We start from the raw sequence: 12,959 nt of genomic DNA, 5'->3' as shown, positions 1-12,959 counted from the left end.
CTACACCGCTGGGTCCGGCTTCGACCAGAAATGCTTGGTGTCGAGGAAATCATGCCACAGGGCGACCAGCGCCGCTTCGGTGTCGGCCACGCCGCGGGCGTGCCAGCCGATGACGATGCCGGCGGCGCGCGGCTCGCCGGGGGCGGAGCGGCTGCCGTCGTCATGCAGCTCGTGCAGAAGCCGCGTCGCCGTCGCCACGTCGTTCAGGTGGCCCAGCGCGTCCTGGAAGGCGGCAAGCTGTTGGATGTAGCGGCGCACCGGCTTGTCGTCATACAGGCTGCGGAAGAACTCCACGGCATAGCGCAGCTTCTTGAGGGCGATGCGCAGTTGGTGGCGCTGGGCCACCGGCAAATGGGCGAAGCCGTGTCCTGCCCGCTTGGCCTTCTTGTGGCGCTTGTTCAGCAGATGGTCGGCCAGCCCGATCACCGGCTGGAACAGCCGCACCGAGTCCTCGCTGACGGGCTGGTCGCGCCAGCCGCGCTTCTCTACCCAGCCGCCGACGCCCAGCAGGAAGGCGGTGTAGCGGTCCGACCGGATCGCCTCGCGCACGCCCTCATAGGCGCGCAGCCGCTTCGCCTCGGCCGCCGCCGCCAGCGTGTCCAGATCCTCCACCGCCGAGCGGCCATGCCCGTCGGCCTTGTGAAAGGCGTCGCGCACCGGGGCCAGCAGTTCCTCGCCGAACACGTCCCAGTCGCGCGCCGGCCCCAGGCTGCCGGCCAGCCACTTGATCTCGCCGACCAGCCAGAGATATTGCGCGGCCGGAATGAAGGGCCGGAACAGTGCGATGGCCGAGCGGAGCCGGCGCAGCGCGACGCGCATCTGGTGCACGCCCTCCGGATCGTCGCCGGCCAGCGTCACCGCTTCGTTCGCGACCATGTGGGCAAGACAGGCGCGCACGATGCGGGCGACCGCCCCTTCCACCGTCGTCTCGGGGTCGAGCAGCAGCTTTTCCGCCTTCAGCGCCTTCTCGGTCGCCCCATTCGCCAGCGCGTGGCCGCGCTCCGCCTTGGTGCGCATCTCCAGCCGCAGCGGTGCCGCCTTCGTCAGCTCCTGCGCCAGATCGTAGAGTGCGGTGGGCGAACCGCTCTTCAACTCCAGTTCCACCTCGCACAGGTCGCTGGACCGACCGTCGGGCAGCAGGATCCGGCCGCGGTCGAAGGCGACCTCGATGGCGGCGGCGTCACCCCCCTCGCCCAGCGTCACGTCCTGGATCGTACGCTCGACGACCGAGGTGAAGACCGGCTGCAGTTCCGATTCGCTGAGCGTTCCCAGCAGTTCGATGGCGGCGCCGTCGGTGATCAGCGTCAGGTCGGGCACGGCGGAGGTCACCGCGCATTCCCATTCCCCGCGTCCCAGCCCGTCCTCGTCCGGCGCGGACTTGACCGTCTGGACATAGCCGTCGCCGGTCTTGCGCACCCGCAACGTCACCTTGCGCGCGGCGAGCCGGCGGTCTTCGGTGTCGTAATAGGTGCTTTCCAGGGTCTTCGCCGTTGCCGGTCCGGTTGCCCGGTCCGCAATGGCGGGAGCGGCACGCAGCGTGTCAAAGTCTTCCGGCTTTGCCGCCAGCTTCAATTCCGTCTCGCGGTTGATGTCCGCCTCAGCCATCGCCTGCGCTTCAACCCCCGTTTTACGGCCCATGGGCCTACAGTTGGGTGTTTGCACAGGCCATGGACAGGGTCAAGTTACGGAAATGTTGCAGAAGCCTGGGGTTGCAGTACCCATCTTCCCCGCATCTTCCTTTCGTTCGTAGCGCTTTGACAGGGGTTGCAGGGTCAATATGCCCCATTTCACCCCACCCTTGGGGCGTTGCAATGCGGTCGGCGCTGTGATTGGGTTCCGGCAAATCGACCGAGGGCCGATCCCGGACGGGAAACGGCCATTATCAGGGGAAGTGTGAAGATGACCGATTTCAACACGATCGACGACCTCGAGGTCAGCGGCAAGACGGTGCTGGTGCGCGCCGACCTGAACGTCCCGATGCAGGACGGCAAGGTGTCCGACACCACCCGCATCGACCGCCTCGCCCCGACCCTGAAGGAGCTGTCCTCCAAGGGCGCCAAGGTCGTCGTCCTGTCGCATTTCGGTCGCCCGAAGAACGGCCCGGACGCCAAGAACTCGCTGCGCAACGTGCTGGACGCGCTGAGCGCCGCCGTCGGCCAGAAGGTCGCCTTCGCCGAGGATTGCGTCGGCGACAAGGCCAAGGAAGCCATCGCCAAGGTGCATGACGGCGCCATCGTGCTGCTGGAGAACACCCGCTTCCACGCCGAAGAGGAAAAGAACGACCCGGCTTTCGCCAAGCAGATGGCCGATCTGGGCGACCTCTACGTCAACGACGCCTTCTCCGCCGCGCACCGCGCCCATGCCTCGACCGAGGGTGTCGCCCGCCTGCTGCCCAGCGCCGCCGGCCGCCTGATGGAAGCGGAGCTGAAGGCCCTGACCCTGGCGCTGGAGAAGCCGGAGCGTCCGGTTGCCGCCGTCGTCGGCGGTGCGAAAATCTCCACCAAGCTGGAGTTGCTGGGCAACATGGTCCGCAAGGTGGACCTGCTGGTGCTGGGCGGCGGCATGGCCAACACCTTCCTGTTCGCCCAGGGCACCGACGTCGGCGCCTCGCTGTGCGAGAAGGACATGGCCGACCAGGCCCGCGCCATCATGGCGACCGCCAAGGAAGCCAACTGCGAGATCCTGCTGCCGAAGGACTTCGTCGTCGCCAAGGAGTTCAAGGCCGGCGCCGCCAACCGCGTCGTCGCCTTCGACGCCATCGGCGCGGACGAGATGGCTCTCGACATCGGCCCGGCCACCGTCGAGTTCCTGGGCGTGAAGCTGCAGGGCGCCAAGACCGTCGTGTGGAACGGCCCGCTCGGCGCCTTCGAAATCCAGCCCTTCGACGCCGGCACCAACGCGGTTGCCGGTCTGGTCGCCGCCCGCACCGAGGCCGGCGGCCTGCTGTCGGTCGCAGGCGGCGGCGACACCGTCGCGGCAATGGCCCATGCCGGGGTCGAGGACAAGTTCACCTACGTGTCCGCCGCCGGCGGCGCCTTCCTGGAATGGCTGGAAGGCAAGGAACTGCCGGGCGTCGCAGCGCTGAAGAAGTAAGCGGTTCCACGGGATCGCAGACGCGAAAGGCTCCGGGTTTCGGCCCGGGGCCTTTTGCATGTCCGGGGATAAACGGTTGCGGCTTCGAAAGCACCGGGACTCGAATAGGCTTGCATCCGCACGCGCGAATGCCCATAACAGCAGCGGGAGACTGGCGTCGGACGAGTCCCTCGCCAACCCGGTCAGGTCCGGAAGGAAGCAGCCGCAACGAGTTACGGCTCGGGTCGTTCGTCCAGTCTCCCACCCTCTTCAAAAATTGCCAGCACGAAACAGACGGCGACAGCGCGGCGCCGGGGCGCTATCCTGCGGCCCGAAATTCCCCCTCCCGTCGTTTCGACAGGCCAGCCGCGTGACCGATACCACAGTCGACACTCCCGCTTCCGCACCCGCCACGGCTCCTGCCACCGGGCTGGCCTATCGGGTGCTGGCGCGCAAATACCGGCCGAAGACCTTCGACGAGCTGATCGGGCAGGACGCGCTGGTCCGCACCCTGACCAACGCCATCCAGTCCGGCCGCATCGCCCAGGCTTTCATGCTGACCGGCGTGCGCGGCGTCGGCAAGACCACCACCGCACGCATCATCGCCCGCGCGCTGAACTGCACCGGCCCCGACGGCAAGGGCGGGCCGACGGTCAGCCCCTGCGGCGTCTGCGACAACTGCCGCGCCATCGCCGAGGACCGCCACGTCGACGTGATGGAGATGGACGCCGCCAGCCACACCGGCGTCGACGACATCCGCGAGATCATCGACGGCGTGCGCTACTCGCCGGTCTCGGCCCGCTACAAGCTCTACATCATCGACGAGGTCCACATGCTGTCGAAGAGCGCGTTCAACGCGCTCCTGAAGACGCTTGAGGAACCGCCGAGCCATGTGAAGTTCGTCTTCGCCACCACCGAGATCCGCAAGGTCCCGGTCACCGTGCTGTCGCGCTGCCAGCGCTTCGACCTGCGCCGCGTCGACGCCCAGGTGCTGAAGGAGCATTTCACCCGCGTCACCGCCATGGAAGGCGCCGACATCGAGGGGGATGCCGCGGCCTTGATCGCGCGCGCCGCCGACGGATCGGTGCGCGACGGGCTGTCTCTGCTCGATCAGGCCATCGCGCTCGCCGCCGGCACCGTCACGGCGCAGCAGGTGCGCGACATGCTGGGTCTGGCCGACCGCACCCGCGTCATCGACCTGTTCGAGGCCGCGGTTTCCGCCAAGCCTGCCGAGGCGATGGACATCCTGTCCGACCTGCACCGTGTCGGGGCCGATCCGGTGGTGATCCTGCAGGACCTGCTGGACCTCGTCCACAATCTGACCCGCCTGAAGGTGGTGCCCGACAGCGCCAACGACCCCTCCCTGCCGGAGGCGGAGCGCACGCGCGGCTCCGCCCTGTCGGGCAAGCTCGGCATGCCGGCGCTGACCCGCGCCTGGCAGCTTCTCTTGAAGGGGCTGAACGAGGTGCAGGCCGCCCCGGTGCCGCAGCAGGCGCTGGAGATGGTGATCGTCCGCCTGTCCTACGCCGCCGACCTGCCGACGCCGGGCGAGCTGATCCGCCAGTTCCAGGCCCAGCAGGCCAATGGCGGAGCGGGTGCGCCCGGCGGCCGCGGTCCCGGCGGTGGCGGCGGCCCCGTCGCCGTCGCCAGCCAATCCCCTTCCATGGCGACCCACGCCGTCGCCCGCTCCATGGGCTCCGCCCAGCCGCAGAGCGCGCCCGTGGCACAGGCGGCCACCGCCGCCAACCCTGCCCTGGCCGCCGCCCCGGCCGGCGAAGAGCTATCGCCGATGCCGCACGACTTCCGTGCGCTGGTGCAGCTGTTCTCCGACCGGCGCGAGGGCGCGCTTTACGGCTATCTGATGGAGACGGTGCAACTGGTCCGCATGGAGCCGGGCCGGCTGGAGCTGAAGCTCCGCCCCGCCGCCCCGCCGACGCTGCCGGCCAAGGTCGGGCAGTTCCTGACCGAATGGACCGGCCATCGCTGGATCGTCGCCCTGTCCGAAGGCCACGCCCAGCCGACGCTGGCCGAGCAGGGCCAGGCCGAAAAGCGCCGCGCGCTGTCCGAGGCGGAGGCCAACCCGGTGGTGCGCGCCGTGCTCGACGCATTTTCCGGTGCGAAGATCATCGACATCCGCGACCTCGCAGAAGTTGCCGCAGCGGAGAGTGCGGCGGTTGCGGATGACGGCGAGACACCCGATTTCATGGTTCAGCAGCAGGACGACGGGGTCTACTACCCCCTCGACGACGAAGGAGAGTACTGACCGATGAAGAATATCGGCAACATGATGAAGCAGGCCCAGCAGATGCAGGCCAAGATGCAGGAAATGCAGGCGAGCCTGGAGCAGGTCGAAGTGACCGGCCAGAGCGCCGCCGGCATGGTCGTCGTGACCGTCAACGGCAAGAGCGAGATGAAGAAGGTCAAGCTCGACAAGTCGGTGGTCGATCCCGAGGACGTCGAGGTGCTGGAGGACTTGATCGTCGCCGCCTTCAACGACGCCAAGAAGAAGGTCGAGCAGCATGTCGCCGAGGAGACCTCGAAGATGATGGGTGGCCTGAAGCTGCCGCCGGGCATGAAGCTGCCGTTCTGATTCTACAGCACCTGTGAAAATCCCCTCTCCCCGGAGGGGAGAGGCGGATTTGCACATTCATGATCGGACCTGAAATCGAACGCCTGATCCAGTTGCTGTCCAAGCTGCCGGGGCTCGGTCCCCGGTCGGCGCGGCGGGCGGCGCTGCATCTGATGAAGCGGCGGGACAGCCTGCTGGTGCCCCTGTCGGAAGCGATGGCGGCGGCCGGCGAATCGATCCGCGCCTGCTCCGTCTGCGGCAACCTGGACAGCCGCGACCCCTGCACCGTCTGCTCCGACTCCACCCGCGACCGCTCGGTCATCTGCGTGGTGGAGGATGCCGGCGACCTGTGGGCGCTGGAACGCACCCGCGCCTTCCGCGGCACCTACCATGTGCTGGGCGGCCTGCTGTCGGCCCTGCAGGGTGTCGGACCCGACGACCTGAACATCGCCGGCCTCGCCGAACGCGCCAAGGATCCGGCGGTGCGCGAGGTCATCCTGGCGCTCAACGCCACCGTCGACGGCCAGACCACCGCCCATGTGGTGACCGACCGCCTGACAGACTCCGACGTGTCCGTCTCGCGTCTGGCGCATGGCGTCCCGGTCGGCGGCGAGCTGGACTATCTCGACGACGGCACGTTGACGGCGGCGCTGAAGGCACGGCGGCCGCTGTAGCGTTGGCTGCGATACCCCCCACTCTAACCCTCCCCCGCTCTCAGCGGACCTATGGTCCGCCTGTCGCGTCAGCACAAAGCATAGCTTTGTGCGAGATCTGGGCGGGGAGGGGATTAAGCGCTTGTTCGGAATGGCGGCGGCAGTCCCTCCCCCGCCCAGCGGGGGAGGCTAGGTGGGGGTCTCACCTCCTCACACATACACCCTCCCGAAGCGTACACTCCCGCACTTCACGCATCGCCAACCGCCGTACACCGCAATTCACGAAGCCGACACTGCGCCCGGCGTACCTGCGCTGGCACGTACACCCGCCTGCCGACAATGGTCCTTCGCAACATCCACCACCTGCGAAGGCACCATCCCGATGCGTACGCCCGCCAAGCTTCCCATCGCGTTCCGTATCCTGCTGGGCTTCTCTCCCTGGCTGCTGTTCGGCGCCGTCCTGCCGCTCGCCGGGCTGCTGCCGGCCTCCCTAACGGCGCTCGCGGCCAGCCTCGCCCTCTGCGTCCTCGACAGGCTGCGCGGCTCCCTCAAGGCGCCCGAGCTGGTGGCCGCCGCCTTCTTCGCCATCCTGCCCGTCTGCGGTCCGTTGGGCTGGGACTGGCCGGTCCACAATCTCGGCCTCGCCATCCATCTGGCGCTGTCGGCCATGGCCTTCGGCAGCATCGCAGCCGGCAGCCCCTTCACCCTGCAATATGCCCGCGACGACTGGCCGCGCGAGTATTGGCACCTGCCGCAGTTCGTCGCCGTCAACCGGCTGATGACGGCGGTCTGGGGCGTGCTGTTCCTGATCGGCGGTCTCGGCTTCGCCGCCCTGCCCGGCTGGGAGGCGGCTTTCTCCATCGGCAGCAGCGCACTTGGCATGGTCGCCAACCGGCTGCTGCCGGATTGGATCGTCGGGCGCACAATGCGCCGGCGGTTGGCGGAGGCCGATGCGCATCCCTGGCCGGCGCCCGCGATCCTGAACCGCACGCGTACAACGCCGAACGAGCGCGACGTGGTGGTGGTCGGCTCCGGCATCGGCGGCCTGACGGCGGCGGCGCTGCTGGCGCGGGCCGGGGCGCGGGTGACGGTGCTGGAGGCGCATGACCGCCCCGGCGGCTTCTGCACCTCCTGGACGGTCAAGGCGCGCAACCGCGGCGAACCGGGCGCCGAGCCCTTCCGCTACGTTTTCGATGCCGGCGTCCACGACATCAGCGGCGCCCATCCCGGCGGTCCGGTCGACCATCTGCTGCGCTCTCTGGGGGTCGTGGACCGGGTGGACTGGCAGCCGGTGAACCGCGGCGTCGCGCTGGATGGCAAGTTGCGTCTACTGGCCGACGATGCCGATGGGCTGGCAGCCCAGATCGCCGCCGACCACCCGCCCAGCGCCGCCGGAGCCGCCGCCTTCCTGGCGGAGATGCGGGCGGTCTATGACGACATGTATCGCGGCTGCGCCGAACGCGGCCTGCCCAACATCCCGCAATCGGTGGCGGCGATGCGGCGCTATGTGACGGAAAGCCCGCACGCCATGCGCTGGATGGCCCGGCCGTTCCAGGAGATGCTGGACCATTACATCCCCGACCGCGCCGGCCAGCGCCTGCTGACCGTGCTGACCGGCTATCTCAGCAACCGGGCGGAACTGCTGACGGCCGGACAGATGGCGCCGATCTTCGGCTATTGGTTTTCCGGTGGCTTCTATCCCGCCGGTGGGTCGCAGGCTCTGGCCGACGCGCTGGCCCAGTCGATCCGCGCCGATGGCGGTGAGGTCCGGCTGCGCAGCGCCGCCACGCGCATCCTGATCGAGAACGGCCGCGCCGCCGGGGTGGAGACCGCAGATGGCCGCACCGTCCGCGCTCCCGCCGTGATCTCAAACGCCGACGTGCGGCGGACCATGCTGGAACTGGTGGGGGTGGAGCATCTGCCGGCCGCCTACGCTGCCCGTTGCGCGGCGCTGCGTCCGTCCACCTCGGCCTTCATGGTCACGCTTGGGCTGGACATGGTCCCCGACCTGCCGGCGATGACCTTCCTGCCGCGGGATCGGACCGGCTTCGGCATGGCCATCGCCGTCCCGTCCACCCACGACCGCAGCCTCGCACCCGAAGGGCATGCCGCGGTGGCGCTGCTGCGGCTGGCCCCGGCCGATGCCGGCTGGAACCGCGCCGATCCGTCCTACAAGGCGCGCAAGCGGGCGGAGGGCGACGCGATGATCGCCGCCGCGTCCCGCCTGATCCCCGATCTGGAACGGCACATCACCACCCGGCAGGAGGCCAGCGCCGCCACCTTCGCCCGCTATGCCCATACCAGTGCCGGTAGCATCTACGGCATCGCTCCCGACCAGCAACGCCTGACCCGCCGCAGCCCGATCCCCGGCCTGTGCCTGACCGGCGCCGGCGTCTTCCCCGGTCCCGGCGTGGAGGCCTGCGTCATCTCCGGCCGGCTGGCCGCCGAAGCCCTGCTGGGCAAGGAGAGCCTGACGCCCGAGTCCCTGCGCAACGCCGCCGGGCGGAGCGCCGCCTGCGCGTCTACCCTGCCGGTGGCGCAGATGGGGTGAGCCCTACTATCCCGCAAACCCGGCCCCGGCAAACCCGGCCATCGCCCGGACCTCCGCCGGGCTGCGGCCTTCGTCGCGGAGCGAGCGCAGGGTCTGGGCACGGTCGCGCTTGGCCAGCCGCTCGCCCGCCGCGTTCCGCAGCAGGCCGTGATGGTGGTAGTCGGGCGGATCGTAGCCCAGCAAAGCCTGCAGCAGGCGGTGCAGGTGGGTGGCGAAGAACAGATCCTCGCCGCGGGTGACCAGCGTCACGCCCTGCAGATGGTCGTCGACGGTGACGCTGAGGTGATAGCTGGTCGGCGTGTCCTTGCGGGCCAGCACCACGTCGCCCAGCAGTTCCGGAGTCGCCTCCTGCCAGCCCTGCGCCCGGTCGTGCCAGCGCAGCGGTCCGGTCAGCCGGCAGGCGGCGGCCACATCGAGCCGCAGTGCCCAAGCATCGCCACGGGCGATCCGCTCCGCCCGCTCCTCGGGCGAGCGGTGGCGGCAGGTGCCGGGATAAAGGGGACCGTCGGGGCCGTGCGGCGCTGCACCGGCCCGCGCGATTTCCGCGGCGATGTCCTTGCGGGTGCAGAAGCAGGGGTAGAGCACGCCCAGCGACTCGAGCCGGGCGAGTGCCGCGCGGAAATCGTCGAAATGGTCGGACTGGCGCCGGACCGGACCGTCCCAGTCGAGGCCGAGCCAAGCCAGATCCTCGATCAGGTCGCGCTCGTAGTCTGGGCGGCAGCGGTTGGGATCGATGTCCTCGATCCGCAACAGGAAGCGGCCGGCGGCGCTGCGGGCGGTGGTCCAGCCGAACAGCGCGGAATGGGCATGCCCCAGATGCAGGTGCCCGGTCGGGCTGGGGGCGAAGCGGGTGACGAGATCGCTCATTCCCGCTTTATAGCGGATCGCGCGCCGGACGGGGCGCGGGATGTAACGATCTGGTTGGTCTCAGATGTAGGGATTGTCGCGGATCGGCTCGACCGGGATCTCTTCGCCTTCCAGATACAGCGCCAGACGGCGGCGCAGCTCGCGGTCGAAAGCGTCGATGCGGATCTGGCGTTCACGCTCCTCGCGTTCACGGCGCTTCTGGGCGAGGTCGATGATGACGGCGGTCATGGCGGACTTTCCTCGGGGTCGCTTCCGGCCGGCTCGGACCGGCGGGATCGTGTTCGATCTGATCGTCTTGGATCAACGAGACCCACCATGGCGCCGCTATGGTTAACGAGGAGTAACTGCACAAGGCAAGCGCGAGTCTTTTTTCCCGATGTCACAGCCGCCGCGGGTGGTGCCGAATGACCGGTTCCCGCGTCGGCCGGCGATGCCCACAGCGCGAAAAAGGTTACACAACGGTGAAGAAATTCGGCCTCACCGGGTCAAGATGTTGAGTCCGGGCCGCCGATCCACTATGTATTTCGTTGTCCCGGATCGGCGATCCAGCAGTTGGGCCGGCCGCCGGGGCGGAGTAGACACGCCCCCGCGCACAAAGCCGCCTCAGTGTCGCGTGCCGGGATCCAGACACGGTTTCAGACAAGGGAGTGGCCATTGGCTCCACCACCCGATCACTGTCCGGCTCTGGTGCTGAACGCGGATTTCCGCCCGCTCAGTTACTTCCCCTTGTCGCTATGGTCCTGGCAGGAAGCGGTCAAGGCGGTCTTTCTGGAACGGGTCAACATCGTATCGCACTATGACCGGGTCGTCAGATCCCCAAGTTTCGAAGTCCGGTTGCCCAGCGTCATCTCTCTGAAAGAGTTCATTCCGGCAACGCGCCGCCCGGCCTTCACCCGCTTCAACGTCTTCCTGCGCGACCGCTTCACCTGCCAGTATTGCGGCCGCCCCTTCCCCACCCACGATCTGACCTTCGACCATGTGATCCCGCGGTCCCGCGGCGGTCGGACGACGTGGGAAAACGTCATCACCTCCTGTTCCGCCTGCAACTTGGCGAAGGGCGACCGCCTTCCCCATGTCTGCGGCATGATCCCGCTCAGTCCGCCCTTCCAGCCCACCGCCTACGAGTTGCAAGAGAACGGACGCGCCTTCCCGCCAAACTTCCTTCACGAGAGTTGGCGGGATTTTCTTTATTGGGATTCGGAACTGGACCCGATGTAGGACCGCGATACGGACGGGGGTGGGGGCAGTGCAATGCCTCCACTCTACTCCACCCGCCCCAGCCTGACCGTCAGCGGCCAGCGGATCCGCCGCTCGCGTTCCGGCTCGCCCCACAGCGGTGCGATCTCCTCCGCGAACGCCTCCAGCGGGTTTCGGCCGAGCGCCCGGGTCGCCGCCTTCACACCCGACCAGGTGTTCATGTAGCCGAGCAGCCGGGGCAGCGACCAGACTGCCTCCATCGCCAGCGGCGGCACCGGCACTGTCGCAAACGGAAAATCCAGATCGCGGTAGCCGTTCACCACCTTCCAGCGGTCGGCCGGCCAGTAGGGTCCCAGCGTGCCGTTGTGGAAACGCTCCACCACCGGGTCGAGCACCGGATCGTCCAGTTGCTGCAACGCGTAGCAGACCAGCGCCACCGCCGCCCCCGGCTTCGCCACCCGCCGCACCTCGGCATAGAAGCGGTCGAGGGCGAACCAATGCGCCGCCTGCGCCGCGACGATCAGGTCGCAGCAGTTGTCGGGCAGGCCGCCGTCCTCCGCCGGGGCGACGGCGTAGCGGACACTGGGATGCGGTTCGGCTTGCGCGATCTGCTCCGCGCTGGCGTCGGTGGCGTGGACCGTCGTGAAGCGGGCGGCGAGCGCGACTGAGAACTGGCCGTTGCCGCACCCGACGTCCCAGGCCAGCCCGCGGGCCGGAGCCGCATCGGCCAGCGCCACCGCCAGCCCATCCGGGTATGTCGGCCGGAAAGCGCGATAATCGTCGGCATGGCCGGAGAAATGGTCCTTGAAGGAGGTCATCGGTCTGGAGTCGCCCCGGAATGATTAGGGTTGGAATTCCGCGGCGGATGAGGATAAACCCTGTGGGTTCGTCGCGGAACCCTTCCCAGGCCGTCCCGCATCTTTCCGCTGTGGCGCAGGCGCGCCGGGCGTGCTAACCAAGCGCGCGCTTTTTCGTGCGCCCCGCCAACCACCCGTGTCCGGCATGCAGACCTTCCTGGAATTCGAAAAGCCGATCGCCGAGCTTGAAGGCAAGATCGAGGAGTTGCGGCACCTGACCAACGCCGGCGACATCAACATCGCCGACGAGGTCGCAAAGCTGCAGGCCAAGGTCGACAAGCTCCTGCGGCAGACCTACGCCAAGCTCACGCCCGCGCAGAAGGTTCAGGTGGCCCGCCACCCCAATCGTCCGCATTGCCTGGACTATGTGCACGGCCTGATCGAGGACTTCACGCCGCTGGCCGGCGACCGTCATTTCGCCGAGGACCGCGCGGTCATCGGCGGGCTGGGTCGCTTCCGCGGCCGCTCGGTGGTGGTGATCGGCCAGGAAAAGGGCAACGACACCGAATCGCGCGTCCGCCACAATTTCGGCATGGCGAAGCCCGAAGGCTACCGCAAGGCCCAGCGCCTGATGGATCTGGCCGAGCGCTTCAAGCTGCCGGTCGTCTCGCTGGTCGACACCGCCGGCGCCTTCCCCGGCGTCCAGGCGGAGGAGCGCGGCCAGGCCGAGGCCATCGCCAAGAGCATCGAGCGCTGCCTGCGGCTGAACGTGCCGATGGTCGCCTCGGTCATCGGCGAAGGCGGCTCGGGCGGCGCCATCGCCATCGCCACCGCCGACCGCGTGCTGATGCTGGAACACGCCATCTATTCCGTGATCTCGCCGGAAGGCTGCGCGTCGATCCTGTGGCGCAGCTCCGACATGGCGGGCGAGGCGGCCATCGCGTTGCGCCTGATCAGCCAGGACCTGAAGGAGCTGGGCGTCATCGACCGTGTGGTGAGCGAGCCGATCGGCGGCGCCCACCGCGACCCGGCCGAGACCATCAAGAAGCTCGGCGACTGCATCGAGGAGTCGCTGGGCGAACTGGACGGGCTGGACGGCGTCACGCTGCGCGCCAAGCGCCGCGAGAAGTTCCTGGAGATGGGGCAGAAGGGGCTGGGGTGATTTACCCCCACCCTAACCCTCCCCCGCTGGGCGGGGGAGGGGACATCCGCTTGTTCGGAAACCTGTCGTTTTACAGAAAAGCGGCAGTCCC

11 protein-coding genes and 1 other RNA gene are annotated in these 12,959 nt (G+C 68.5%); 8 read left to right on the top strand and 4 right to left on the bottom strand.

Annotated features, from left to right (window positions below; all coding sequences use genetic code 11):
* Complete coding sequence (locus J2Y49_RS02230) at positions 1–1,605, bottom strand: CHAD domain-containing protein (protein WP_310111738.1); 1,605 nt, start codon at positions 1,603–1,605, stop codon at positions 1–3.
* 294 nt (positions 1,606–1,899) lie between these two features.
* Between J2Y49_RS02230 and J2Y49_RS02225 the strand changes: the two genes are divergently transcribed.
* The 6 genes from J2Y49_RS02225 to J2Y49_RS02200 all read left to right on the top strand — a co-directional run bounded on the left by J2Y49_RS02225 (position 1,900) and on the right by J2Y49_RS02200 (position 8,845).
* A complete protein-coding gene (locus J2Y49_RS02225; protein WP_310111735.1) occupies positions 1,900–3,093 on the top strand; it encodes a phosphoglycerate kinase in 1,194 nt (397 codons plus the stop codon).
* 146 nt (positions 3,094–3,239) lie between these two features.
* Positions 3,240–3,337, top strand: an RNA gene (gene ffs / locus J2Y49_RS02220) — signal recognition particle sRNA small type.
* 105 nt (positions 3,338–3,442) lie between these two features.
* Positions 3,443–5,335, top strand: a complete 1,893-nt coding sequence (locus J2Y49_RS02215) for a DNA polymerase III subunit gamma/tau (protein WP_310111733.1) — start codon at positions 3,443–3,445, stop codon at positions 5,333–5,335.
* Between the two features lie 3 nt (positions 5,336–5,338).
* Complete coding sequence (locus tag J2Y49_RS02210) at positions 5,339–5,662, top strand: YbaB/EbfC family nucleoid-associated protein (RefSeq protein WP_085090301.1); 324 nt, start codon at positions 5,339–5,341, stop codon at positions 5,660–5,662.
* Between the two features lie 59 nt (positions 5,663–5,721).
* On the top strand, positions 5,722–6,315 hold the full coding sequence (gene recR, locus J2Y49_RS02205) for a recombination mediator RecR (RefSeq protein ID WP_310111723.1): 594 nt from the start codon (positions 5,722–5,724) through the stop codon (positions 6,313–6,315).
* 361 nt (positions 6,316–6,676) lie between these two features.
* Positions 6,677–8,845: an NAD(P)/FAD-dependent oxidoreductase gene (locus J2Y49_RS02200; RefSeq protein WP_310111721.1), complete on the top strand. Its 2,169-nt coding sequence runs from the start codon at positions 6,677–6,679 to the stop codon at positions 8,843–8,845.
* 6 nt (positions 8,846–8,851) lie between these two features.
* On the opposite strand, the gene gluQRS is transcribed toward J2Y49_RS02200, so the two are convergent.
* Together gluQRS and J2Y49_RS02190 are read right to left on the bottom strand one after the other, a co-directional pair.
* Positions 8,852–9,712: a tRNA glutamyl-Q(34) synthetase GluQRS gene (gene gluQRS, locus J2Y49_RS02195; RefSeq protein ID WP_310111719.1), complete on the bottom strand. Its 861-nt coding sequence runs from the start codon at positions 9,710–9,712 to the stop codon at positions 8,852–8,854.
* Positions 9,713–9,772: 60 nt separating this feature from the next.
* Positions 9,773–9,940, bottom strand: coding sequence for a hypothetical protein (locus J2Y49_RS02190; RefSeq protein WP_014248815.1), 168 nt, complete (start codon positions 9,938–9,940; stop codon positions 9,773–9,775).
* Positions 9,941–10,366: 426 nt separating this feature from the next.
* Here J2Y49_RS02190 and J2Y49_RS02185 point away from each other — a divergent pair, with 426 nt between their 5' ends.
* Positions 10,367–10,930, top strand: a complete 564-nt coding sequence (locus tag J2Y49_RS02185) for an HNH endonuclease (protein ID WP_044550074.1) — start codon at positions 10,367–10,369, stop codon at positions 10,928–10,930.
* Between the two features lie 44 nt (positions 10,931–10,974).
* Here J2Y49_RS02185 and J2Y49_RS02180 read toward each other — a convergent pair whose 3' ends face one another.
* Complete coding sequence (locus J2Y49_RS02180) at positions 10,975–11,727, bottom strand: class I SAM-dependent methyltransferase (protein ID WP_310111710.1); 753 nt, start codon at positions 11,725–11,727, stop codon at positions 10,975–10,977.
* A gap of 184 nt (positions 11,728–11,911) precedes the next feature.
* Here J2Y49_RS02180 and J2Y49_RS02175 point away from each other — a divergent pair, with 184 nt between their 5' ends.
* Entirely contained in the window at positions 11,912–12,868 is a 957-nt protein-coding gene (locus J2Y49_RS02175; protein ID WP_310111707.1) for an acetyl-CoA carboxylase carboxyltransferase subunit alpha, read from the top strand.
* Positions 12,869–12,959 lie beyond the last annotated feature (91 nt).

Source organism: Azospirillum sp. BE72 (genome assembly GCF_031455875.1).
Classification (GTDB): Bacteria; Pseudomonadota; Alphaproteobacteria; order Azospirillales; family Azospirillaceae; genus Azospirillum.
The sequence above is the reverse complement of the archived record's forward strand: the minus strand, read 5'-3'. Positions and strand labels throughout refer to the sequence as shown.

Bases quoted from the DNA above. Each gene is read 5' to 3' on its own strand.
- J2Y49_RS02230 (WP_310111738.1), bottom strand. From the start codon at position 1,605: ATGGCTGAGGCGGACATCAACCGCGAGACGGAATTGAAGCTGGCGGCA.
- J2Y49_RS02225 (WP_310111735.1), top strand. From the start codon at position 1,900: ATGACCGATTTCAACACGATCGACGACCTCGAGGTCAGCGGCAAGACG.
- J2Y49_RS02210 (WP_085090301.1), top strand. From the start codon at position 5,339: ATGAAGAATATCGGCAACATGATGAAGCAGGCCCAGCAGATGCAGGCC.
- recR (WP_310111723.1), top strand. From the start codon at position 5,722: ATGATCGGACCTGAAATCGAACGCCTGATCCAGTTGCTGTCCAAGCTG.
- J2Y49_RS02200 (WP_310111721.1), top strand. From the start codon at position 6,677: ATGCGTACGCCCGCCAAGCTTCCCATCGCGTTCCGTATCCTGCTGGGC.
- gluQRS (WP_310111719.1), bottom strand. From the start codon at position 9,712: ATGAGCGATCTCGTCACCCGCTTCGCCCCCAGCCCGACCGGGCACCTG.
- J2Y49_RS02190 (WP_014248815.1), bottom strand. From the start codon at position 9,940: ATGACCGCCGTCATCATCGACCTCGCCCAGAAGCGCCGTGAACGCGAG.
- J2Y49_RS02180 (WP_310111710.1), bottom strand. From the start codon at position 11,727: ATGACCTCCTTCAAGGACCATTTCTCCGGCCATGCCGACGATTATCGC.
- J2Y49_RS02175 (WP_310111707.1), top strand. From the start codon at position 11,912: ATGCAGACCTTCCTGGAATTCGAAAAGCCGATCGCCGAGCTTGAAGGC.